The following is a 23,978-nucleotide window of genomic DNA, read 5'->3' as shown; positions in this document are numbered from 1 at the left end:
AAGATTATGAAAGCAGACGAATTGATAATCGACAAAATCAAGGATATCGCCCGGAGCACCGTCCCCGACGGCAGCGAAGCGATACTGTATGGCTCGCGGGCTCGTGGCGATGCCCGCAGCGACTCCGACTGGGACATCCTTATCCTGTTGAACAAGGACAGGCTCACCCAGAACGACTACGACAACGTGAGTTATCCCTTCGTCATGCTGGGCTGCAACCTCGGCGCCGAAATCAACCCCATCCTCTACACCAAGAAGGAATGGGAAACCTACCAGTTCACCCCTTTCTACGAGAACGTGAATAGAGACGGAATTATCCTTGCATAATTCGGTCGTTTCTACCAACAAACGCACAATTACGATGACCACAAAAGAATATACTGATGACGCGGTGGCGCTGCTCATGCGCCTGATAGCCACTCCGTCTGTGAGCCGCGCCGAGGGCGGGGCGGCAGATGTCATGGAGGCGGAACTGCGGAGATGCGGAATTGAATATACGCGCGAGGGCAACAACCTCTGGACCACTGACCCGCAGTATGACGAGCGGCGCACCACCCTGCTGCTCAACGCCCATATCGACACCGTCAAGCCCGTGGAGAGCTGGACGCGCAACCCCTACTCCCCCACGCTCGAGGGTGACACGCTCTACGGTCTGGGCAGCAACGACTGCGGCGGAGGACTCACTGCGCTGCTGCAAGTGTATCGCGCGCTCAAAGACAGACCACGTCCATACAATCTGATATACCTCGCCTCGGCAGAGGAGGAGGTCTCGGGCGTCGACGGCATACGCCGCGTGCTGCCTCTGCTGCCCAGGATAGATGTAGCGATAGTGGGCGAGCCCACCGCCATGCAGCCCGCCATAGCCGAGAAGGGACTGATGGTGCTCGACATCACCGCCCACGGCCGCAGCGGACACGCCGCGCGCAACGAGGGCGTGAACGCCATCTACAAGGCGATGGACGACCTGCTGTGGATGCGCGACTACAGGTTTGAGCGTGACAGCAGTCTCTTAGGACCCACCACGATGAAGGTGACGGTGATAAACGCGGGCACCCAGCACAACGTGATACCCGACGAGTGCCGTATGGTGGTCGACATACGTACCAACGAGCATTATACCAACCGCGAGGTGTATGACATCGTGAGCCGCCACGTCAAGAGCGATGTCAAGGCGCGCTCCTTCCACCTCTGCTCGTCGCATATCGATGCCCAGCATCCATTGGTAAGACGGTGTCTGTCATTGGGAATGACGCCCTTTGGCTCGCCCACGCTGAGCGACCAGGCGCTCATGACATGGCCCTCGTTCAAGTTGGGCCCCGGCGACTCCGCCCGCTCCCACTCTGCCGATGAATACATACGCATAAGCGAAATCTCCCACGCCATCGACACCTATCTCTCGCTGCTCGAGGGTTGGGAAGGTTAAGCCACGAAGTCCCGCCACGACCGTGACGACAGCCACAAACGCAAAGAGCGCGCCCATGTGAACCTCTCACACGGGCGCGCTCTTTGCGATAGATATATAGATGGCGGCGCTAACGGCCGAGCCATGTTTCAGGGTTGAGCTTGGTCGTTCCGCGACGCAGCTGGAACTGGAGGATATGGTCGGGGCCCACATTGCCGAGCGCCTGACGCGTAGAGACTTTCTGTCCTTTGCTCACGCTCACCGAACTCAGGTTGCAATAGACAGAGATGTAGGCTCCGTGGCGCACCATGACAAACATGCTGCCCTCCCAACCGAAGACGGCACTCACCTCGCCATCGTAGACGCTGCGGGCTACGGCTCCGGGACGGCCCAGGATGTTGATGCCCTTGTTGTCGAGCGTCACGCCCTTGAGGCCTTCGACGGCGTACTGACCGAAGTGGCTCACCACCTTGTAGCTGCCGGTGATGGGCATAGGCAGGCGACCCTTGTTGGCCTCAAAGCCACCACTCATCATGCGGTCTACCGACGACATCGACTCGGCATTGCTCACCTCGCGCTTGGCGGCAGCTATCTCCTTGCGGCTGCGGGCTTCGTCGGCACGCGCCTTGCGTTCGGCAGCCTCGCGATTGGCTGTGGCTTCGCGCATAGCTTGTCGGGCGCGCTCTTCAGCCTCACCCTTTCCGCGTCGGGCTTCAGCCTCGGCACGCAACTGCTGTTCGCGCTTGCGTGCCTCTTCGATGCGGCGCTGGTTTTCACGTGCTTCAGCCTCGGCGGCAGCCTTTCGGCGAGCCAGCTCTTCGGCTTTGCGCTTGGCGGCAGCGGCAGCGGCAGCCTTGCGCTTGGCCTCTGCCTCGGCGCGGGCTTTCGCCTTGGCCACCTCGATAGCCACAAGACGGTCAATCTGCGCGTTGAGCACCTGATTTTTCTTCTTCTGCTCGTCTATGATAGACTGTATGGTCTTCTGCTGGCGCTGCAGTCCTTTCACGATATTCTGTTGCTCGCTCTGCTTGCCCTCAAGCTCGGTGCGGGCTTGCACATCGCGACTGAGGAGCTGGTGCTTGTGTCCGCGGGCGTCCTCCAGCTGCTTATGCTTTTCGTTGACCTGCTGCTGCTTAACCTTGAGCATATCGCCCTGCACCTTCTGGTACGCGGCGTATTCCTTGACAAAGCGCATACGACGATACATCTGCGCGAAACTCTGTGCCGAGAAGACAAACATCATCTTGTCCTGCACGCTGCGATGCCTTGCCATGTAGCGTATCGACTTGATATATCGCTGGCGACGGTCATCGAGCTGGCTCTGGAGGGTGGCGAGCTGCGACTTGAGGATGCTGATGTTGTCGTCGAGGGCTGTGATGTCCTTCTGGATGCCGTCGATAGACTTCTGCTTTTCCCCTATCTCGCTGTTGATGAGCATGAGGTCCTTGAGGCGCTTGGACACGTTGGCCTTGTTGACTCTGAGCGCCTGCTCCTGCTGCCTGATGCGGCGCTGCACGGCGGCGCGCTCATTGCGCAAGCCCTTGATGGTGGTGGGCTTGGCGTTCTTGGATGCAGAGGCTTTGGCCTTGGTCTTGCGCCTGGTCGTCGTCGCCTGGGACTTGCGCTTGGTTGTGGTCTTGGCGGTGGTGCGCTGCTTGCTCTGCCTCGTGGCCGTCGTCTTCTTCTGCGCGGCCAGAGGGAGGGTCAGTACCATTGCCATCAATACTATCAGAATACGTCTCATCGCATATTGAGTAATTTGTCAAACACATCATGGGCCTCCACCTTCTTATACTTGGCAGACGGCGTGGTGAGCGCCTGCCAGTCTGAGTCGGTGCGCACGCTGTTCATGCGCAGGCTGACGGTGGCCTGCTGGGTCTTGCCGCCAGCATTGGTGGTGAAGGTAAACGACTGGGAGGCTGGGAACATCTTGGCGCCTACTGCCTTGAAGTCGCCGTAGTTCCAGGCGAGACTCGAGGTGCCGTGGGCAGAGCCGAGATAGGTCACCAGCGCCGAGAGGATATGATGGTCGGCGCGGCGGGCGTTCCACTTGAAGTTGAGCTTGCCCGCCTTGAGCGTCACGGGAACCTCGTCGCCCAGGGCGTCAATCTCGGCAGTAAACTTGTCAAGGTCTCCCTCGCCAACCTTCTGCGTTCCGGGCAACAGGAGTTCGTTCCAGAAGAGCGACTGCAGACTGTAGAAGTCGAGTCCGTTGTCCTTGAGGAAGCCCAACTGGCTGTACTCGGCCTTGATATACTCTTTGTGCAGACGGTCGATGACGAGCACGTAGTCGGGGGTAAACTCCACGCGGCCCACCTCGGTCTGGATGAGCGGTATCATCACCTGCAGACGGATTACCTCGTCCTTGCGCATGCGCAACTGGCCCGGCAGCGTCTGGTTGATGCTTCCCGCCTTGATGCTGAAGCTCATGTCGCCCACAATGTTCTTCTGGTAGAGCCGCTGGTCGCTCACCTGCTGCACGAAATGCAACGAGGGGCTCACGGCGTCGCTCTTCTTCATGGCAGCCTGAGTCTGCGCCGAACCGCCGGTCATCACTGTCTTCTTGGCACCACACGATGCCAGCACGAGAGCCACGGCAAAGAGCGTGGCGTTATGGATTGTTCTTCTTGTTTCCATCTTGTTTCTTCTTGTCATTATCCTGATTCTTCCGGTCACCGTTCTGCTTCTGCTTGACGCCATCTTGCTTCTTCCGGTCACCATCTTCAATTATCTTTCTGTACTTTATCTTCTTGGGGAGCAGCTCACTGCCACCGCCAGCCTTAACCGCACGCTGCCAGTAGCCCACAGCCTCATCGGTGAGACCATTGCGGAAGTAGATATCACCAGCGTGTTCGAGCACCACACCACTCTGGACCGAGTCGCTGTCGTTGGCAAGCGCCTGGTCGATATAGATGCGCGCCTCGGCATAACGGTCCTGACGGTAGAGTATCCAGGCGTAGGTATCGAGGAAAGTGGGGTTCTTGGGTTCGGCCTTGATGGTCTTCTGGCTCATCTGCGCAGCCTTGTTGAGAGCCGTGTCCTTCTCGCTGAGATAGTAGGCATAGTTGTTGAGACACTCTATGTTGTCGTCCTTCCACTTCAGACAGTTGTCGAAGGCCTCAAAGGCTTCCTGCTCCTTGTTCTGGTCGTGCAGGATATTGCCCATCATCGAGTAGAAGTCACTGACGATGTCCTTGTTGCTCTTGTCGTCGGCAAGCGCCACACCCCGGCGCAGCGCGCTGAGTGCTTCGTCGTTGCGCTCATTCTGGTAACAAGAGAGGCCGAGGAAGTAGTAGAACGCGAGTTCATCGGGGTTGTACTCGGTGCCCTCTTTGCTGAGTTTTATGACCTCCTCCCAGTTCTGTTCTTTCCAATACGACTGTATGAGTTCAAACCTCACGGAGCCGTTGTCGGGCTCGAGGCTGAGCAGGCGGGTACGCGCCTTACGCACCTCGGCTTCGGGAAATTTCTTGAGGTTGAGGTATGCCAGCCGGAGTTCTGCCAGGGTAGCATCATAGACACCCAGCTTCTCCTGCTGGTCAAAGAGAGCTATCACGCGGGTACTGTCGTCGCCACGCGCTTCATTGTCCTGGATGAAGGCTTTCATCATGGTGAGGCGGGTCTTGTCTTCGGTCTTGGGGTTGTCCAGGATGCTCTTCAGGCAGTTGTCGGCAAGGTCGTTCTGACCCACCGACTTGTAATAGTCATACATCGAGCTGAGCACATTGGCGTTGCCAGGCTCCTTGGCGAGGGCTTCGGTGAATATCTTGAGTGCCTCGCTCTCTCCGCCGTTCTGCATGAGCCAGTTGCCCATCATCACCTGATAGTTGATGTCATAGGGATGCTCTGCCACGAGCTGCTTGAGCGACGCCAGAGCTTTCTTGCGCTCGCCTTTGAGTCCGTAGATGCTCACCTTGCTCAGCGTGATGTCTTCGCCGCTGCCCTCTATCTGCTCCAGGCGGTCCAGGCAGTCTATCATGCGGTCATAGGCTTTCTGCTTGTCATAGATACCGAGCAGAATCTGCAGCAGGTCGGTGCGGCCGCGGTTCTTGCGCGCCAGACTCTCATACACCGCCGCAGCCTTGTCCAGCTCGTTGTTGCGGTAGTAACTCAGGGCGAGTGTCTCGAGGTAAGTCTGGTTGTCGGGGCGCAGACTGACGGTCTTCTCGAGATAAGCCTGAACCAGCGAGTCATTGCCGTCGTCGGCATAGTATTTGGCGAGAAAGAAGTAGGGCTCTGCGGCGTAGGGGTTGAGGTCACGGCACTCTTCGAGCAGACAGCGTGCGATGGAATCGTTGCCCTTGAGGCGCTCGCAGACCGACTCGAGGAAGAGACTGTCCATGCGGCGCTGGTCCTGGGCAGAGAGGATGGGAGCAGCCGCCACGGCCACCTTCTTGCGCTTGGCCTGGGTGGGCAGCGACAGCAGCGCCACCAGCAGCACCGCAGCTATCAGGATATAGCGATAGTTGATTTTCATCATCGTCTGCAGGTTATTTCACCCCCGTATGACCATAACCGCCGGCACCGCGCTCGGTATCGTCGAGCTCGTCGACGAGCTGGAACTCTATCTGCTCATGGCGCGCCACCACCATCTGGGCGATGCGCTCGCCGTCGTTGATGACAAAGTCGGTATCAGAGAAGTTGATGAGCAGCACCATCAGTTCGCCACGATAGTCGGCATCGATGGTACCGGGGGTATTGAGCACGGTGATGCCGTGCTTCAGTGCCAGTCCGCTGCGAGGGCGTATCTGGGCTTCGAAGCCTTGCGGCAGGGCTATATGGAGCCCGGTGGGAACCAGGCGGCGCTCCATGGGATGAAGTACTATCGACTCGTCGATGTTGGCGCGCAGGTCCATGCCAGCACTCTGGCTGGTGGCATACGCGGGCAGGGGCTGGTGCCCCTTGTTGATTACTTTGACGTTAAGCATAGTCATGCTGATTTGATTTTTCATGCAAAAATAACTAATTCTGACCACATTATTCACTTTTTTATGATAAAAGAATATAATTAGGGTTTTTTCCACTACTTTTGTGGCTATGAATTGGCAACAACTTATCTCCAACAAGCGTCTCGGACAGGAGACGCGGCACGAGCGGCATGACGACCGCTCGGAGTTCAAGCGCGACAGCGACCGTCTCATTTACTCGGCGCCCTTCAGGCGTCTGCAGAACAAGACGCAGGTGTTCCCCCTGCCCGGCAGCATCTTCGTCCACAACCGTCTGACCCACTCGCTCGAAGTCTCGTCGCTCGGCAAGTCGCTCGGCGACGACGTGGCACGCATCCTCACCGAGCGCCATCCCGAACTGAGGGGCACGCTCTTCGAGGAGATTGGCACCATCGTCCAGACTGCCGGACTGGCGCACGACCTGGGCAACCCGCCCTTCGGCCACAGTGGCGAGAAAGCCATACAGGCGTTCTTCACCGAGGGCGAGGGCCAGGAGCTGCGCACCCGGGTGAGCGACCGCTTCTGGGACGACATCACCCACTTTGAGGGCAACGCCAATGCCTTCCGCATCCTTACCCACCGCTTCCACGGCAGGCGCGAGGGCGGGTTTGTCATGACCTACTCCACCCTGGCGAGCATCGTCAAATATCCCTTTGCCTCGTCTGAAGCCGGAGGGCATGGCAAGTTCGGTTTTTTCGCCCCCGAGGAAGACTCCTACCGCAAGATTGCCGACGAGCTGGGTATCGCGCGCCTCTCTGCCGACGGCGAGCCGCTGCGCTATGCCCGCCACCCGCTGGTTTACCTCATGGAGGCGGCCGACGACATCTGCTATGAGATTATGGACATCGAAGACGCCCACAAGCTCAAGCTGCTCACCTATCAGGAGACCGAAGACCTGCTCTTGGGCTTCTTCGACAGCGACACCCGCGCCAGCATCCTGCAGCGGGTGGAGGAAGACGGGGTGACCGATGTCAACGAGAAGGTGGTGTATATGAGGGCGTGTGTCGTGGGACTGCTCGAAAACGAGTGCGTGCATGCCTTTGTAGACCACGAGAGCCAGATACTGGCTGGCACATTTGAGGGCAGCCTCATCAAAGCCATCTCCGAGCGGCCCCGCAACGCCTACAAGCGATGCACGCAGGTATCTAAAGAGAGAATATATCAAAGCAAGATAGTGCTCGACGTGGAGTTGTCGGGTTACAAGATTATGGAGACACTGATGCGCGACCTCGTGAGCGCTGCCGTGAGCCCCGAGAAGTTTCATTCCAAGCAACTTATCAAGCGCTTCAGCAGCCAGTACGACATACAGAGCGATGACCTGGAGACACGGCTCATGGCTGTCATCGACTATATCAGCGGCATGACCGACATCTATGCCTTGGACATCTACCAGAAGATTAACGGCATCTCGCTGCCCATCATCTGACGCGCCACACAGCACAGCAAGGGGGAACCGGCAATGACCGGTTCCCCCTTGCTGTTTATCTATAGCGGCGCCGCGACCATCGACAGCACCGCCGCAGCCCCCTTGGCGAGTCTGGAGCATATCCTGGCGGGTTCGTAACTTATGATACGTGGGCTCGTGCCTTCCGTCACGCGGCCACGTACCATAAGGCACGAGCCCTCGTATCAATAGGCACGAGCCGCCAATCATGGTCAGCAAGCGGGTGAAGACACTGGCTTTCAGCCCAATCATCATCGCTGCAGCAGCCGCGACAGCGACATCCGTACGAGATGCGGCTGCGCCCGCGATGTCTTACAGCTGCCCCACCTTGCCGATAAAGAGGATGGTTCCCGTGGTATTCTCACGGATGGCATAGACAAAGGGATGATCGAACTTGATGGGCTCGGTGGGCTTATCCGACGTGTACGAACCTTCAGCGTAGCTTACTGCCGCAGCCTTGGTGCCGTTTTCATCGACATCTATCATCGCGCTCTGCCCCATGTTGACATAGCACACTCCATTGCTTTGCACCTCAAACAGCTTGTTGATGCCCAGTTGTTGGCAGACCTTCACGATATCCTGGAACTCATTCTGCACCTTGAACTTGGGCAGACGTATGTCTATCGTGGCACTTACCAGTTTGTTGTGCAAGCCCCACCAGTCGGTCTTGTCGGTTATCTGCTGTCCAATGTCCTTGGGCATCACTATCATCATGCTGTAATAGCCGCGACCATAGGTGAGTTCGGCTACCGAGACATCGCCGTCTACATATACCTTGGCATCTACCGACGCCTGCATCATATCCACCTTTGATGTGGTGCCGTTCTCGTTGTGGAAGACGCCCTGATAAGTGTTTCTGCCATTAAAAGGCTGCGACCATTTGCCATTGAAATAGGTGGCATTGGCCAGGACAATGGCTGTCGATGAGCTTGGCTTCAGGCTGAGGCTATTGATTAGGCCGTGGGTCTTCTCGCTTGCCCACTTGTCGATAAGCTGCTTGGCCTCGTCGGCCTTGTTGCCAAAGTCGTGGACTACGAAATCCGCATTGTAGTTGTCCTCGATGTTTGCCACGACTTCGGGCAAGATGTACAGGTCATCGTCGGCCCATATACTGTTGGCAAGCGCCAACTTGACATACTTGTCGTCCTGCTGCAGGCGCGTCAGCAGTTCCTTGCTGTGCTGGTTGGTCTCAGCCAGGGTGTAGTTGTTGAGTCCGAGAGCGTCGAACACCTCTGCCTGGGCCTCGACGCTTGCCGTGTTGGCCATCATGCTCAGCAGATACTGCATGCTGATGGGCGACACCACCACATTGCCTTTGGCTGCAGACGGTTGGGCGGCGAGCACAGCCAGCAAGTCGTTGGCAAACCCATTGCTGCACGCCGCGAAATCGGTCTGCGTCACCTGATTAAGTTCTACTCGGATAGGCTCTATTTCGCCTCTCTCTTCATCATTACTACAAGCCACAAACATGGTTGTTGCCATTGCTACGAGCAACATAAGCGCTAATCTTGTCGGTTTCATAATGGTCATGATTAAAGTTATCTGTATTATTACGGTGATGTATCGGTCGGTCGTCTGCTGCCGTGCCATCTGCGGGGCGCTTGTGGCGGGACGGGCGCAAGCCGTGGCCAACAGTCTATGGCACACTGCGTCTGGCAGGCAGGCCCACACATTATTTTTGGCAAAGATAAGGACTATTGCAGAATGGGTCACAATTATTTTAGTTAAAAACAATTAACTGCGTAATAATTATGATTTTCAATGGATTGGTGGTGGATATGAGGATGGAATCGGCAACCTTTGGCTGCGCAGCGGTGGACTATGGCGAGGTGAGTCTGGGGGCGGACAGGAAGATGGTGGCGGCGGGCGTCGCAGCCATCCCCATACGCATCAAAACGGCAATTGCCGTAATGGGCTTAGCGTCCATTACGGCAATCATTATGGGGTTGCTCTCTGCCTCGCCCACTGGTAGCAGCATCGGCATGGCGGCGGGTGGCGGCAGGATGCGGGGCGGCACCTACTTGCAGCCGTCCTTGTATATCACCTTGTTGGCTCCGCTGGTGAGCTGCAGCGCCTCGGGGTGCTCGGCGATAAAACTGTCGATGTGGCGTATGCGCTTCTCCTCGAGTATCTCGTCGATGGCAATCAGGATGCCCGTCTCCTCGACATCGCCGAAGCCATAGTTGATGGCGGTTCCGAAGAGTTTCATCGTGGGACTGAGGTTCATATAGGCATTGACGAGCGGCGGGATGTTGTACCCCAGGTTGCGTATCTCACGGTTGAGCACGCGGTAGTCTTCCTTGAAGTCGTCATGGCAGAATATCTTGGCCAGTTCGTCATCGGGAGTCTCAATAACCAGCGGTTTCATCGGTACAATGAGGTGCTCCTTGTCATCAAAATGCTTGCGCAAGAAGTAGAGAATCATATCTCTGCCGCGACGGATATAGCTGGGATACATCGTAACCTTACCGAAGAAATACTTGAGGTTGGGATAGAGCACGGTGAGGGCGCCAAGGCCGTCCCAGAGGTTGTCGAGGGCGAAGATGCTCTTGGTGTTTTTGCGCACATTCTGGTAGCCGAGCGACACAAACGAACGCCCCAGCTCTACGGTGTAGGGTGCGTACTGGGTCATAAACTTCTCAGAGAAGTGGAACATGTGACTCGTGGCAAGCACAGGCTGTCCCTTGTCGTCTATCTTCCAATCGGTACCTATCAGATAGCGATAGCCACCGATGATTTCTTCCTCTTCAGGATTCCATACTATCAACTGCCTGCAGCCATTCTCCATGGTATCAAACTCGTCGATATCTGCCGACTTGCCCGTACCCCCTCCGGCGGTTCGGAAAGCCTCTTCGCGCAGACGCCCTATCTCAAGCATCACGTTGGGCGCTTCCTGTGCCGTAACGACATAAATCTCGTTATGGCTCTTGTTGGTCATACGCATACGGCGTTCGGGCGTAAGCTCTCTCTTGAGCAGTTCCCTACTGACGGGTTGGATAATTTCCTGTTCCATAATTACTTCTTTATCTATAGCTCGTAAACCTTTTCTTCTACAAAATTCGCCCATTCCATCGGAGTTTTGCTCTTGTCGAACGTCTGCCATGGTATGGGTTTGCCGATGACCACCCTGAACTTCTTACCCACGTTGCGATACATCTCGTCGACGAGGAAGAGCATGGCAAGATTGAAGGGCAGATACTTGTCGCTGAACTTGGCGATGCGGTAGAACCGCTCGGAATTGCGGCCGCCGAAGAAGATGGGCACCACATCGCGGTGGCACTCCACGCTCTTGGTGATAAATGTCTTCTTCCACGGCAAATCGTGGATGGAGCCATCGGCGCGCTTGCGGCTGTTGAGTCCGGCGGGGAACATGAGCATGTGCTTGTCGCTCTTGAAGCCTGCCTCGACCATAGCGGGAAAGTTACGGCTCTGTCGGCCGGTCTTGTTGATACCTATACACAGTGGCTTGAGTCCTGGCAGATTGAGCAAGAGGTCGTTGACGAGATAGCGGAAGTTGCCATCGTAGTGACGACCGATGATGGCGCCCAACGCCACGCCGTCCTGACCACCGAGGGGATGGTTGGACACAAAGGTGTAGAGCCGGCCGTCGTTCTTGTCGGGCAGGTTCTCCATTCCCTCTATCTCGAGGGTCATATCGAGGTACTTGACACAAGCCTCGAGCCACTCCACTCCCTCAAGATGACTGTGGTCATCGAGGAACTGGTTGACCTGGTCTTCGTGTACCAGCCGCTTGAGCCATGCCACGAGAAAGCGGGGCACCAGACGGGCTCTCTTCCCCATCTTGCCTGCCAGAATCTTGTCTATATCTATGGTCTTTGCCACCATGAGGTTTTATTTCATAACTTCTAAGGTAGTGCAAAAATAATACTTCTTTTCCAATTACGCTAAAAAAAGACATAAAATGTGTGATAAATCTAAAAATGATTGACAAATAGTCGCGAAAAGGCAGGAAAATACGGACAAAGTGGCCCAAAAACCGGCACCCGTTAACCCCGCCCGCGCCATCGGTAAGGACGGCGCCTGCAAACCGCCATGTCAAGTTTTTGAAGAAAAATGAAAAAAAAGTGGAGAAAAGTGGTGCAGTGTGGGGAAATAGTTGTATCTTTGACCACGTAATTCGAATTTATATATAAAAGAGGTACGCATGCGATTTGTAGGAAACATAGAAGCCAAGACCGACGCCAAGGGACGCGTGTTCCTGCCCTCGGCTTTCAGGAAGCTGCTGCAGACAGCAGCCGAAGAGGGTCTGGTGCTGCGCAAAGACATCTTCCAGCCCTGTCTGGTGCTCTATCCCCAGTCGGTCTGGGACGAGCAGCTCAACCTGCTGCGCTCGCGCCTCAATCGATGGAACGCCCAACACCAGCAGCTCTTCCGCCAGTTTGTCTCTGATGTAGAGCAGCTCACGCTCGACGGCAACGGCCGCTTCCTGATACCACGCCGGTATATGAAGATGGCCAATATAGAGAGCGCAGTGAGGTTTATAGGCATGGACGACACCATCGAGATATGGAACGCCGACACTGCCAACGGCGCCTTCATGGACGCCGACGCCTTTGCGCAACAGTTGGAGGACCTCATGACCACTCCCGGCGACACCGACACTAACGGCTAACACCCAGCGACAATGACAACAATCGACACATACCACGTACCCGTATTGCTCGACGAAAGCATAAACGGTCTCAACCTGCACCCCGACGGCGTGTACATCGACGTGACCTTCGGCGGTGGCGGCCATTCGCGCGAGATACTGCGCCGGCTGCCCCAGGGCTCACGCCTCTTCAGCTTCGACCAGGACGCCGATGCCGAACACAACATCGTAGACGACGACCGCTTCACCTTCGTACGCAGCAACTTCAGATACCTGAAGAACTGGATGCGCTACTACGAGATAGACCACATCGACGGTCTGCTGGCCGATCTCGGCGTGTCGTCGCACCACTTCGACGACGAGAGCCGCGGCTTCTCCTTCCGCTTCGACGCCCCTTTGGACATGCGCATGAACAAGCGCGCCGACAAGACCGCCGCCGACATCGTGGCAGAGTACGACGAAGAGGCGCTGGCTGACATCTTCTACCTCTACGGCGAACTCAAGAACTCGCGCCGCATTGCCTCGGCGCTGGTCAAGGCACGCCAGCAGCACGCCATAGCCACCACGCAGGACTTCCTGCATGTGGTGGAGCCTTTCTTCAAACGCGAGCGCGAGAAGAAGGACATGGCGCGACTCTTCCAGGCTCTGCGCATCGAGGTGAACCATGAGATGGAAGCCCTCAAGGAAATGCTCGCCGCTGCCACCCAACTGCTGGCTCCCGGCGGCAGACTCTCGGTCATCACCTACCACTCGCTGGAAGACCGCATCGTAAAGAACGTGATGAAGACGGGCAATGCCGAGGGCAAGATGATACAGGACTTCTACGGACGCATCGAGACACCCTACAGACTGGTAAACAACAAGGTCATCGTGCCCACCGACGAAGAACAGCAACGCAACCCACGCAGCCGAAGCGCCAAACTAAGAATAGCAGAAAAGAAATGACAGACGAAGACAAAGACATAAAGCAGCCCACGGCAGACAAGCCCACCAGCGCAGAGGAACTGGCCGAGCGCCAGCCTACGCTGACCGAAGCCATCAAGAAACAGGTGGCCGACGAAGACACCCCGCTATCGGGTGCACTCACCTTCAGCAAGATTGTGGGTGGCGACATCCTCAACACCTCGACCATACGCCGCCAGATATGGCTGCTGCTGCTCATCGTGCTGTTTATCGTCATCTATATCTCCAACAGATACAGCTGTCAGCGCAATCTGATAGAAATCGACAAGTTGCAGACCGAACTGAAGGATGCCCGCTACAAGGCGCAGACTACCAACAACAGATTTATCGAGATGAGCCGCGAAAGCCGCGTGCTCGAACAGCTCAAGGCATGTAAAGACAGCACGCTGCACATGTCCAACCAGCCACCCTACTTAATCAATGTTCCAGAGAAATGAGCAAGTTTGACAACAAAAAGGTAATGCCGAGATACTACTTCCTGGCCACCATGATGACCCTGCTGGCGGTGATTGTCGTCGCCAAGGCCGGCTACATCATGAGCGCCAAGCGCGCATACTGGATGGAAGTGGCAAGCCGCGTGAAGAAAGACAGCGTGGCGGTAAAGGCCATCCGCGGCAACATACTGAGCTGCAATGGCGAGATTATGGCAAGTTCGCTGCCCGAATACAGACTGTTCATCGACTTCAAGGCCATCCACGAAGCCGGCAACGACTCGCTCTGGGATACTAAGGTCGACTCCATCAGCGAGGGGCTGAGCCGTATGTTCCCCAACCGCAGCAAAGCCGAATACCGCCGCTATCTGCAGAAGGGCAAGGAAAAGCAGAGCCGCCGCTGGTCTATCTATGACGGGCGCGTGGACTACAATACCTACTGCGAGGCTAAGCAGCTGCCTATGTTCCGTCTGCGCGGCTACACCGGCGGTTTCTACTGCGAGAATTTTGACTCGCGCCAGCACCCCTACGGGTCGCTCGCCGAGCGCACCCTGGGCACCCTCTACGCCGGCAAGGACGAAGCCAAGAACGGACTGGAACAGTTCTACGACAGTCTGCTGCGTGGCAAGAACGGCATCATACACCGCCGCAAGGTGCTCAACAAGTATCTGGACATCACCGACACGCCGCCCACCGATGGTGCCGACATCGTGACCACCATCGATGTGAACATGCAGGACCTGGCTGAGCGTGCCGTCATAGGGCAGCTCAACGACAAAGATGTAAACGGACTGGTGGGTGTGGCTATCGTCATGGAAGTCAAGACGGGCGACATCAAAGCCATCGTCAACATGGAGCGCGGCGCCGACGGCAAGCTCTACGAGATGAAGAACCACGCCATCAGCGACCTTATGGAGCCGGGCTCGGTGTTCAAAACCGTGTCGCTGATGACCGTACTCGAGGACGGCATGTGCGACACCAGCCGCGTGGTGGAGACCGGCAACGGTATCTACGACATGCACGGACGACCCATGCGCGACCACAACTGGCGCCACAACGGATATGGCACCATCACCATGGCACGCTCGCTGGAGGTGAGCTCGAATATCGGCGTCAGCCGTATCGTGGAAGACTACTACGGCAAAAACCCTGAGAAGTTTGTCGAAGGCGTCTACCGCACAGGTATCACCACCGACTTCAAACTGCCCCTCAACGGTTACGCTCCTGCCCGAGTACGCATGCCCAAGAAGAACGCGCGCGGCCAGTGGCTCAATTGGAGCAAGACATCGCTGGCATGGATGAGCATAGGATATGAGACCCAGATACCGCCGATATCCACCCTGGCGTTCTACAACGCCATAGCCAACGGCGGCCGCATGATGTATCCGCGCTTTGTCACCGGCATCAGCAAGAACGGCGAGATGCTCATGACATTCCCTGCAATGGCGGTGCCCGGCCATGAGAAGATATGCAGCCAGCGCACCTTAGGCAAGGTGCAGGCCATGCTGGAGCACGTGGTGTCAAAAGGTACAGCAAAGAAAGCAGGCTCCAAAGCCTTCAAGATAGCCGGAAAGACCGGTACGGCACAGGTGGCACAGGGCGGAAGCTACAGAAACGGCACGATGAAATACCTGCTGAGTTTTGTGGGATACTTCCCCGCCGACGCGCCACGGTACAGTTGTATCGTATGTATACAGAAAAAGGGTCTGCCGGCATCCAGCGGTTTCAGCGCAATAGCATTCCGCGAGATTGCGGAGGGCATTATGGCGCAGAACCTGAAGATGGATGTACGCGACGCCAAAGACGAGCACAGCATCATGGTGCCCGACGTGAAGGCAGGCAACATCAACTCGGCGGGCAACGTGCTGCACTCGTTGGGAGTGAGGACTCAAGGCCAGCCGTGGAATGACAGCCAGAAGCCCGTGGGGGGCACAGGCCCGCGCAACCGCCACTCGGTGACGCTGAACCGCATGGCGATGACTCCCGCCAACAAGGTGCCCGATGTCAAGGGCATGGGCGCCCGCGACGCCGTCTATCTCATGGAGAGCCGAGGCATCAAGGTGACCCTCACAGGCCGCGGCAAGGTGTGCAGGCAGAGTCTGCAGCCAGGGCTGAGAGCCGTGAAGGGACAGCGATGTCATCTGATATTGGAATAAACGTAATACACATATACATATTATGAAGCTACACGAACTTCTCAAGAACATCAAGCCTCTGCAAGTCGCAGGCGACAGCGAGGTTGAGATTACCGGAGTGAACATCGACTCACGCCGCATAGCCAAAGGCCACCTCTTTGTGGCCATGCGTGGCACTCAGGTAGACGGCCACAAGTTTATCGGCAAAGCCATAGACCAGGGCGCCGTGGCCGTACTCTGCGAAGAAATGCCAGACCAACTCTGCGAGGGTGTGACCTATATACAGGTAGACTCGACCGAAGACGCCGTGGGGCGCGTGGCCACCGTCTTCTACGGAGAGCCGTCCAAGAAACTCAAACTGGTGGGCGTGACCGGCACCAATGGCAAAACGACCATCGCCACCTTATTATATAATATGTTCCGTAAGATGGGGCACCGCTGTGGTCTGCTCTCTACCGTCTGCAACTATATCGAGGACGAGGCAATAGCCGCCGACCACACCACACCCGACCCCATAGAGCTCAACGCACTGCTGGCGCGCATGGTAGAGGCTGGCTGCGAATATGCGTTCATGGAATGCTCGTCGCACGCCATCGCCCAGAAGCGCATCGGCGGACTCAAGTTTGCCGGAGGCATATTCACCAACCTCACCCGCGACCATCTGGACTACCACAAGACCTTTGAAAACTACCGCAACGCCAAGAAGGCCTTCTTTGATGGCCTGCCCAAGTCGGCATTTGCCATCACCAACGCCGACGACAAGAACGGCATGGTAATGGTGCAAAACTGCAAGGCCCAGGTGAAGACCTACTCGATACGACAGATGGCAGACTTCAGAGCCCGCATACTGGAGTGCCACTTCGAGGGCATGTATCTGGAGATAGACGGACAGGAAGTGGGCGTGCAGTTTATCGGCAAGTTCAACGTGAGCAACCTGCTCGCCGTCTATGGCGCCGCCCGCATGCTGGGCAAGGACGCCAAAGACATACTGGTGACGATGAGCACGCTGCACAGCGTGAGCGGTCGTCTGGACCCGGTGCGCTCGCCCGAGGGATATACCGCCATCGTGGACTATGCCCACACCCCCGACGCCCTCGCCAATGTGCTCAACGCCATCCACGAAGTGCTCAACAAGAAGGGCCACGTCATCACCGTGTGTGGTGCAGGCGGCAACCGCGACAAGGGCAAGCGCCCGCTCATGGCACAGGAAGCCGTGCGCCAGAGTGACAAGGTCATCATCACGAGCGACAATCCCAGATTTGAAGACCCACAGGACATCATCAACGACATGCTGGCGGGCCTCAACGCACAGCAGCGCAAGAACGTGCTGGCCATCACCGACCGCAAGGAAGCCATACGCACCGCCTGCATGATGGCCGAGAAGGGCGACGTGATACTCGTTGCCGGCAAGGGTCATGAGAACTATCAGGAAATCAAGGGCGTAAAGCACCACTTCGATGACAAGGAGGTGCTGCGCGACATCTTCAACAACCAATAAAAGGAGAAGAGCCATGTTGTACTATTTATTCAGATTCTTGGAACAGTTTGGCATCAGCGGGTCGCACATATGGGGCTACATCTCATTCAGGTCGCTGCTGGCGCTCATCCTGTCGCTGGTAATCTCGGCCTGGTTTGGCGAGAAGTTCATCAAATATCTCAAGAGCAAGCAGATAACCGAGACACAGCGCGACGCCTCGATAGACCCGTTTGGCGTAAAGAAGATAGGCGTGCCCTCGATGGGCGGCATCATCATCATCGTCTCTATCCTCATACCGGTATTGCTGCTGGGGCGTCTGCGCAACATCTACCTCATCCTGATGATTATCACCACCGTATGGCTGGGTTTCCTGGGAGGTATGGACGACTTTATCAAGATATTCCACCACAACAAGGAGGGCCTCAAGGGCAAATACAAGATAGTGGGCCAGATAGGCATAGGCCTCATTGTGGGTCTGGTGCTATGGTCTTCGCCCGACGTGAAGATGTATGAGAACCTCTCGATACAGCGCCAGGGGCAGGAGATGGTGGTGAAACACCGCACCAAAGCCAAGAAGTCGCTCAAGACGACCATCCCGTTTGTCAAGGGCCACAACCTGGACTACTCGTACCTCATGTCGTTCTGCGGCAAGTACAAGACGGCGGCAGGATGGATACTCTTTGTCATCATGACCATCCTCGTGGTGACGGCAGTGAGCAACGGTGCCAACCTCAACGACGGCATGGACGGCATGTGTGCCGGCAACTCGGCCATCATTGGCGTGGCGTTGGGCATACTCGCCTATGTGAGTTCGCATATAGAGTTTGCCTCGTACCTGAACATCATGTATATTCCCGACTCGCAGGAACTGGTGGTGTTCATGTGCGCCTTTGTGGGAGCCCTCATCGGTTTCCTCTGGTACAACGCCTATCCCGCCCAGGTCTTCATGGGTGATACCGGCTCGCTCACCATCGGCGGCATCATCGCCGTGTGTGCCATCATCATCCACAAGGAACTGCTGCTGCCCATCCTTTGCGGCATCTTCTTTGTGGAAAGTCTCAGCGTCATCCTGCAGGTGTGGTACTACAAGATGGGCAAACGCCATGGCGTGAAGCAGCGCATCTTCCGCCGCACACCTATCCACGACAACTTCCGCACACAGGACAGCCAGCTCGACGCCGACTGCCGCTATGTCATCAAGGGCCCGCACACCGTGGTGCATGAATCCAAGATTACCCTGCGCTTCTGGATTGTCACCATCATACTGGCCGCGCTTACCATTATCACATTAAAAATAAGATAGGAACAAGAGAATGAAAAGAATTGTTGTCTTAGGCGCCGCCGAGAGTGGTGTGGGCGCCGCTATCCTGGCTCAGAAAGAGGGCTTCGATGTCTTTGTGTCTGACATGTCGGCCATCAAGGACCACTACAAGGCCATGCTCGACAGCCACGGGATAGAATGGGAAGAAGGACACCATAGCGAAGACAAGATACTCAATGCCGACGAGGTGATAAAGAGCCCCGGCATACCCAAGGAAGCACCGATGATACAGAAGGTGATGGCTCGCAACATTCCCGTGATAAGCGAGATAGAGTTTGCAGGCAGGTATACCGACGCCCGCATGATCTGCATCACCGGAAGCAACGGCAAGACCACCACCACATCGCTCATCTACCACATCATGGAAAAGGCGGGCTACGACGTGGGGCTGGCTGGCAACATAGGCCACTCCCTGGCCCTGCAGGTGGCAGAGACTCCGCACGCCTGGTACGTGATAGAGCTGAGCAGCTTCCAACTCGACAACATGTATGACTTCCACGCCGACATCGCCGTACTGCTCAACATCACCCCCGACCATCTGGACCGCTACGAGTTCAAGTTTGAGAACTACGCCGACGCCAAGATGCGCATCACGCAGAACCAGGTCAAGGCCGACGCCTTCATCTACTGGAACGACGACCCCGTAATCCAGCACGAACTGACCAAGACTGCCGTGGGAGCCACGCTCTACCCCTTCGGACTGGAAAAGAGCGACGCCCTCAAGGGCTATATCGCCGACGGAGAGTATGTGCTCACGGCGCCAACACGGCTGGAGATGAAGCAGGAGGAGCTGAGTCTGGCTGGCAAACACAATATGTACAACTCTCTGGCAGCCGGACTTGCCACCCATCTGGCTGGCGTCGCTCCCGAGGTGATACGCCAGGGTCTCAGCGACTTCCCCGGCGTGGAGCATCGTCTGGAGAAAGTCTGCCGTCTGCATGGCGTGCAGTATATCAACGACTCCAAGGCCACCAACGTCGATGCCTGCTGGTATGCGCTGGAAAGCATGACCACCCCCACCATACTCATCGTGGGCGGAAAGGACAAGGGCAACGACTACTCTACCCTCACCGACCTGGTGAAGGAGAAGTGTAAGGCTCTGGTCTATCTCGGCGCCGACAACACCAAGCTGCACCAGGCGTTCGACTCACTGGGGCTGCCCGTACGCGACACCCACAGCATGAAAGACTGTGTGGCTGCCTGCAACGAACTTGCCGCTGAGGGCGACACCGTATTGCTGAGTCCCTGCTGCGCCAGCTTCGACCTGTTCAAGAACATGGAAGACCGCGGCGAGCAGTTCAAGCAGTTAGTAAGACAGTCATAACAACAAGATAGATGATAAACAACACCTTAAGCAAACTGTTCAAAGGCGACAAGGTGATATGGATGGTATTCTTCTTCCTCTGTATCATCAGTATCGTCGAGGTATTTTCTGCCTCGTCGCAGTTGGCGTACAAGGGCGGCAGCTATCTGAGCCCTATGTTCAAGCACATATTCCTGCTGATACTGGGCATATTCTGCATGATTATCACCCTCAACATCCAGTGCCGCTATTTCAAGGTGGCGTTGCCGTTTCTGCTCATAGTGTCGATTATCACGCTCGGCGCCGTGCTGGCTGCTGGTCAGAACATCAATGGCGGCAGCCGCTGGCTCAATATCTTCGGACTGAGTTTCCAGCCATCTGAGATTGCCAAGGGCACCATGGTGCTTGCCACGGCACAGATATACAGTGTATTGCAGACCGACAACGGCGCTGACAAGAACGCCTTCAAGTGGGTGATGGGCCTCTCGATAGCAATATTGGCCCTCATCTGTGGCGAGAACCTCTCGACGGCAGCACTGCTGTTCCTGGTCATCGTCATGATGATGTTCATAGGCCGCACGCCCTACTCCCAGCTGGGCAAGCTGCTGGGAGTGGTCACCCTGCTGGGCGTGGCGGGTATATTCTTCATCATGGCGTTCGGCAAGGACGTCAATGAAGAGAAGAAACTGCTGGCGGCACACAACGTGACGGTGGTGGGCGACGACAAGGACGGCCTGTTTGAGAAGCGCCCGTGGTTCCTGAAGCGCGCCGACACCTGGAAGACGCGTATAGACAAGTTTATGAACTCCAAGGATATACCCCCAGACTCGGTAGACCTGGACAAGGACGCGCAGGTGTCGTATGCCAATATCGCCATAGCCTCGTCGAACGTGATAGGCAAAGGTCCGGGCAACTCCGAGCAGCGCGACTTCCTGTCGCAGGCGTTCTCAGACTTCATCTACGCCATCATCATCGAGGAGATGGGCATCATAGGAGCCGGAGGTGTGGCATTCCTCTACATCATCCTGCTCTTCAGAACCGCCAAGATAGCCAACCAGTGCGAGAACAACTTCCCCGCATTCCTCGCGATGGGCCTGGCGCTGATGCTGGTGACCCAGGCACTGTTCAACATGTGTGTGGCTGTGGGTCTGGCGCCCGTCACGGGTCAGCCGCTACCCCTCATCAGCAAGGGCGGAACCTCGACGGTCATCAACTGCGTCTACATCGGAGTGATACTGAGCATCAGCCGTTCGGCGAAGAAGCGCACGCCGGCTGCCAACGCCCAGCCTGCCGCCGTCTGAGCCCCACGCTACCCCCCGAGATGGGCACCCTCACACTGGGATTCATCACGGGAGACAAAGAAATCATGGATGAAACCAAAAATATTTGGATAAATCACGCATAAATCAAAATATTTTAGCTATTTTTGCCTGAATAAAGTAACGGAAACGAAAATGGAAGACGAACTGAGAATCATCATCAGTGGAGGAGGTACCGGCGGACACATATTTCCCGCCATCTCAATAGCCAACAGCATCAAGGCCAAGCGCCCCGATGCCAAGATACTCTTTGTGGGTGCACTGGGACGCATGGAGATGCAGCGCGTGCCTGCCGCAGGCTATGAGATAAAGGGCCTGCCTATCTGCGGATTCGACCGCAAGCACCCTCTGCGCAACATTGCCGTACTCTTCAAGATATGGAAGAGCCAGCGCATGGCAAAGAAGATTATCCGCGATTTCCGCCCCATGGCAGCCGTGGGCGTAGGAGGTTATGCCAGCGGTCCCACGCTCAACATGTGTGCCGCCAAGCATATACCCTGCCTCATCCAGGAGCAGAACTCGTATGCCGGAGTGACCAACCGTCTGCTGGCCAAGAAGGCCGAGAAGATATGTGTGGCCTATGAACACATGGACCGCTTCTTCCCCGCCGACAAAATCATACTCACGGGCAACCCCGTGCGCCAGAACCTCATCGAGACCACGCTCAGCCGCGAAGAGGCTATCGAGCGTTTCGGCCTCGACCCCGCCAAGAAGACCATACTGCTCGTGGGCGGAAGCCTCGGTGCCCGCACCATCAACGAGAGCGTGCTCCAGCATCTGGACATGGTCAGAGAGTCGGGCGTGCAGTTCATCTGGCAAACCGGAAAGTACTACAGCGACGCCATCGCCCAACGCCTGAAAGGTGAAGAGCCGATGCCGATGCTCCACGTGACCGACTTCATCAGCGACATGGGCGCCGCCTACAAGGCAGCCGACCTCGTGATAAGCCGAGCCGGCGCCAGCTCCATCAGCGAGTTCTGCCTGATTGGCAAGCCTGTCATCCTGGTGCCCAGCCCCAACGTGGCCGAAGACCACCAGACCCACAACGCCATGGCGCTGGTAAACCACAACGCCGCCATATTCGTCAAGGACGCCGAGGCTCCCGAGATACTGCTCCAGCGGGCCATCGAGACCGTCAAGGACCAGGACAAGCTCACCTCGCTCCACGACAACATCCTCACATTGGGCGTAGAAAACTCTGCCGACACCATTGCCGACGAGGTAATCAAATTAGCAACAAGACAATAACTATGGAACTGAAAGATATCAAGTCTGTATATTTCGTAGGAGCCGGCGGCATAGGCATGAGTGCCATCGCCCGCTACTTCCTGCACAAGGGCGTGACCGTTGCAGGTTACGACCGCACCCCCTCAGAGCTGACCCGTCAGCTGGAACGTGAAGGTATGGACATCCACTATGAAGAGAACGTGGACCTAATACCCCAACCATGTCGCGACACAGCCACCTGTCTGGTCATCTATACTCCCGCCATCCCTGCCGAGCACAAGGAGATGGTCTTTTTCCGTGAGGGCGGCTTCACCATCGAGAAGCGCGCCCAGGTGCTCGGTACCCTCACCCGCACCCACAAGGGCCTGTGCTTTGCCGGAACCCACGGCAAGACCACCACATCCACCATGTGTGCCCACATCATGCACGAGAGCCACGTAGACTGCAACGCCTTCCTCGGAGGAATCTCCAAGAACTATGGCACCAACTACATCCTCAGCGAGAGCGACTACATCGTGATTGAGGCTGACGAGTTTGACCGCAGTTTCCACTGGCTGCGCCCCTGGATGAGCGTCATCACAGCCACCGACCCCGACCATTTGGACATCTACGGCACCAAGGAAGCCTATCTCGAGAGCTTCCGCCACTACACCACGCTCATCCAGCCCGGAGGAGCGCTCGTCATCCACACTGGTCTGGAGATGAAGGCCGACGTGCAGGAGGGCGTGAAGGTCTATACCTACAGCCTCAACGAAGGCGACTTCCATGCCGAGAACATCAAGATAGACAATGGCGAAATCAGCTTCGACTTCGTATCGCCCATAGAGCGCGTCGACGGCATCGTGCTGGGCCAGCCCATCCCCATCAATATCGAGAACGGCGTGGCTGCCATGGCTATGGCCCAGCTCAACGGATGTACCCCCGATGAACTGCGTCACGGCATGGCTACCTACGGAGGTGTGGACCGCCGCTTTGACTTCAGGCTGAAGAACAGCCGCCACGTGGTGCTCTCCGACTATGCCCACCACCCCAAAGAGATATTCCAGAGCGCCAAGAGTATGCGCGAGCTGTACAAAGACCGCAAGATTACGGCCATCTTCCAGCCCCATCTCTATACCCGAACCCGCGACTTCTACCGCGACTTCGCCGACGCGCTGAGCCAGCTCGACGAGGTAATACTCACCGAGATTTACCCCGCCCGCGAGCAGCCCATTCCCGGCGTCACCAGCCAGCTCATCTACGACAACCTCAAGCCTGGCGTGGAGAAGGCCATCATCCGCAAGGACGACGTGATAGACTATGTCAAGAGCCGCGACTTCGACGTGCTCATCATCCTGGGCGCCGGCGACCTGGACAACTATACCGACGAGATAGCTCACATCATAGACAACAAGTAAA

General features: G+C 56.6%; 22 protein-coding genes. 14 read left to right on the top strand and 8 right to left on the bottom strand.

Annotated elements, in window-relative coordinates; translation table 11 throughout:
* Positions 1-6 precede the first annotated feature (6 nt).
* On the top strand, positions 7-327 hold the full coding sequence (locus tag CIK95_RS00550) for a nucleotidyltransferase domain-containing protein (RefSeq protein ID WP_094465979.1): 321 nt from the start codon (positions 7-9) through the stop codon (positions 325-327).
* A 34-nt stretch (positions 328-361) separates the two neighbouring features.
* Positions 362-1,423, top strand: coding sequence for a M20 family metallo-hydrolase (locus CIK95_RS00545; RefSeq protein ID WP_094465978.1), 1,062 nt, complete (start codon positions 362-364; stop codon positions 1,421-1,423).
* A gap of 109 nt (positions 1,424-1,532) precedes the next feature.
* On the opposite strand, the gene CIK95_RS00540 is transcribed toward CIK95_RS00545, so the two are convergent.
* From CIK95_RS00540 to dut, 4 genes are read right to left on the bottom strand one after another with little or no spacing between them, the layout of a single operon-like run.
* A complete protein-coding gene (locus tag CIK95_RS00540) occupies positions 1,533-3,146 on the bottom strand; it encodes a peptidoglycan DD-metalloendopeptidase family protein (RefSeq protein ID WP_094465977.1) in 1,614 nt (537 codons plus the stop codon).
* Entirely contained in the window at positions 3,143-4,039 is an 897-nt protein-coding gene (locus CIK95_RS00535) for a DUF4292 domain-containing protein (protein WP_094387899.1), read from the bottom strand. Before CIK95_RS00535 ends, CIK95_RS00540 begins: the two co-directional genes overlap by 4 nt.
* Positions 4,014-5,882: a tetratricopeptide repeat protein gene (locus CIK95_RS00530; RefSeq protein ID WP_094465976.1), complete on the bottom strand. Its 1,869-nt coding sequence runs from the start codon at positions 5,880-5,882 to the stop codon at positions 4,014-4,016. The genes CIK95_RS00535 and CIK95_RS00530 overlap by 26 nt, the downstream gene beginning before the upstream one ends.
* A gap of 10 nt (positions 5,883-5,892) precedes the next feature.
* Positions 5,893-6,330, bottom strand: coding sequence for a dUTP diphosphatase (gene dut, locus CIK95_RS00525; RefSeq protein WP_022310680.1), 438 nt, complete (start codon positions 6,328-6,330; stop codon positions 5,893-5,895).
* 109 nt (positions 6,331-6,439) lie between these two features.
* Here dut and dgt point away from each other — a divergent pair, with 109 nt between their 5' ends.
* Entirely contained in the window at positions 6,440-7,774 is a 1,335-nt protein-coding gene (gene dgt, locus CIK95_RS00520; protein ID WP_022310679.1) for a dGTP triphosphohydrolase, read from the top strand.
* A gap of 330 nt (positions 7,775-8,104) precedes the next feature.
* Here dgt and CIK95_RS00515 read toward each other — a convergent pair whose 3' ends face one another.
* Positions 8,105-9,313 (bottom strand): serpin family protein, encoded by a 1,209-nt coding sequence (locus tag CIK95_RS00515; RefSeq protein ID WP_158215045.1) that lies wholly within the window; start codon positions 9,311-9,313, stop codon positions 8,105-8,107.
* A 7-nt stretch (positions 9,314-9,320) separates the two neighbouring features.
* Between CIK95_RS00515 and CIK95_RS13015 the strand changes: the two genes are divergently transcribed.
* The gene (locus CIK95_RS13015; RefSeq protein WP_158215044.1) at positions 9,321-9,530 is read left to right on the top strand and encodes a hypothetical protein; all 210 of its coding nucleotides are present in this window, start codon (positions 9,321-9,323) and stop codon (positions 9,528-9,530) included.
* A gap of 81 nt (positions 9,531-9,611) precedes the next feature.
* Here the strand turns inward: CIK95_RS13015 and CIK95_RS13010 are convergent, their stop codons facing one another.
* Genes CIK95_RS13010 through CIK95_RS00500 form a run of 3 tightly spaced genes read right to left on the bottom strand, consistent with a single transcriptional unit; the run spans position 9,612 to position 11,638 of the window.
* Positions 9,612-9,776: a hypothetical protein gene (locus CIK95_RS13010; RefSeq protein WP_158215043.1), complete on the bottom strand. Its 165-nt coding sequence runs from the start codon at positions 9,774-9,776 to the stop codon at positions 9,612-9,614.
* A 33-nt stretch (positions 9,777-9,809) separates the two neighbouring features.
* The gene (locus tag CIK95_RS00505) at positions 9,810-10,805 is read right to left on the bottom strand and encodes a GNAT family N-acetyltransferase (RefSeq protein WP_094387272.1); all 996 of its coding nucleotides are present in this window, start codon (positions 10,803-10,805) and stop codon (positions 9,810-9,812) included.
* 14 nt (positions 10,806-10,819) lie between these two features.
* The gene (locus CIK95_RS00500) at positions 10,820-11,638 is read right to left on the bottom strand and encodes a glycerol acyltransferase (protein ID WP_094387273.1); all 819 of its coding nucleotides are present in this window, start codon (positions 11,636-11,638) and stop codon (positions 10,820-10,822) included.
* Between the two features lie 319 nt (positions 11,639-11,957).
* On the opposite strand from CIK95_RS00500, the gene mraZ reads away from it, so the two are divergent.
* From mraZ to murC, 10 genes are all read left to right on the top strand, one after another.
* Positions 11,958-12,425, top strand: coding sequence for a division/cell wall cluster transcriptional repressor MraZ (gene mraZ, locus CIK95_RS00495; RefSeq protein WP_094387274.1), 468 nt, complete (start codon positions 11,958-11,960; stop codon positions 12,423-12,425).
* 12 nt (positions 12,426-12,437) lie between these two features.
* Positions 12,438-13,349, top strand: a complete 912-nt coding sequence (gene rsmH, locus CIK95_RS00490; protein ID WP_022310673.1) for a 16S rRNA (cytosine(1402)-N(4))-methyltransferase RsmH — start codon at positions 12,438-12,440, stop codon at positions 13,347-13,349.
* Positions 13,346-13,804 (top strand): FtsL-like putative cell division protein, encoded by a 459-nt coding sequence (locus CIK95_RS00485; RefSeq protein ID WP_254046376.1) that lies wholly within the window; start codon positions 13,346-13,348, stop codon positions 13,802-13,804. Before rsmH ends, CIK95_RS00485 begins: the two co-directional genes overlap by 4 nt.
* Positions 13,801-15,954: a penicillin-binding protein gene (locus CIK95_RS00480; protein WP_094465973.1), complete on the top strand. Its 2,154-nt coding sequence runs from the start codon at positions 13,801-13,803 to the stop codon at positions 15,952-15,954. The genes CIK95_RS00485 and CIK95_RS00480 overlap by 4 nt, the downstream gene beginning before the upstream one ends.
* A gap of 22 nt (positions 15,955-15,976) precedes the next feature.
* On the top strand, positions 15,977-17,431 hold the full coding sequence (locus CIK95_RS00475) for a UDP-N-acetylmuramoyl-L-alanyl-D-glutamate--2,6-diaminopimelate ligase (RefSeq protein WP_094465972.1): 1,455 nt from the start codon (positions 15,977-15,979) through the stop codon (positions 17,429-17,431).
* A 13-nt stretch (positions 17,432-17,444) separates the two neighbouring features.
* Positions 17,445-18,713 carry a phospho-N-acetylmuramoyl-pentapeptide-transferase gene (mraY, locus tag CIK95_RS00470; RefSeq protein WP_094465971.1) on the top strand — a complete coding sequence of 423 codons (1,269 nt, stop codon included), beginning with the start codon at positions 17,445-17,447 and terminating at the stop codon, positions 18,711-18,713.
* A 10-nt stretch (positions 18,714-18,723) separates the two neighbouring features.
* Positions 18,724-20,055: a UDP-N-acetylmuramoyl-L-alanine--D-glutamate ligase gene (gene murD, locus CIK95_RS00465; protein ID WP_094465970.1), complete on the top strand. Its 1,332-nt coding sequence runs from the start codon at positions 18,724-18,726 to the stop codon at positions 20,053-20,055.
* A gap of 11 nt (positions 20,056-20,066) precedes the next feature.
* Entirely contained in the window at positions 20,067-21,335 is a 1,269-nt protein-coding gene (locus tag CIK95_RS00460) for an FtsW/RodA/SpoVE family cell cycle protein (RefSeq protein WP_094387911.1), read from the top strand.
* Between the two features lie 153 nt (positions 21,336-21,488).
* Positions 21,489-22,601, top strand: a complete 1,113-nt coding sequence (murG, locus tag CIK95_RS00455; protein WP_094465969.1) for an undecaprenyldiphospho-muramoylpentapeptide beta-N-acetylglucosaminyltransferase — start codon at positions 21,489-21,491, stop codon at positions 22,599-22,601.
* Between the two features lie 2 nt (positions 22,602-22,603).
* Positions 22,604-23,977 carry a UDP-N-acetylmuramate--L-alanine ligase gene (gene murC, locus CIK95_RS00450; protein ID WP_094387281.1) on the top strand — a complete coding sequence of 458 codons (1,374 nt, stop codon included), beginning with the start codon at positions 22,604-22,606 and terminating at the stop codon, positions 23,975-23,977.
* Position 23,978 lies beyond the last annotated feature (1 nt).

This window comes from Prevotella sp. P5-108 (genome assembly GCF_002251385.1).
In the GTDB taxonomy this organism is placed as follows: Bacteria; Bacteroidota; Bacteroidia; order Bacteroidales; family Bacteroidaceae; genus Prevotella.
This window is presented reverse-complemented; position numbering and strand designations above follow the sequence as displayed.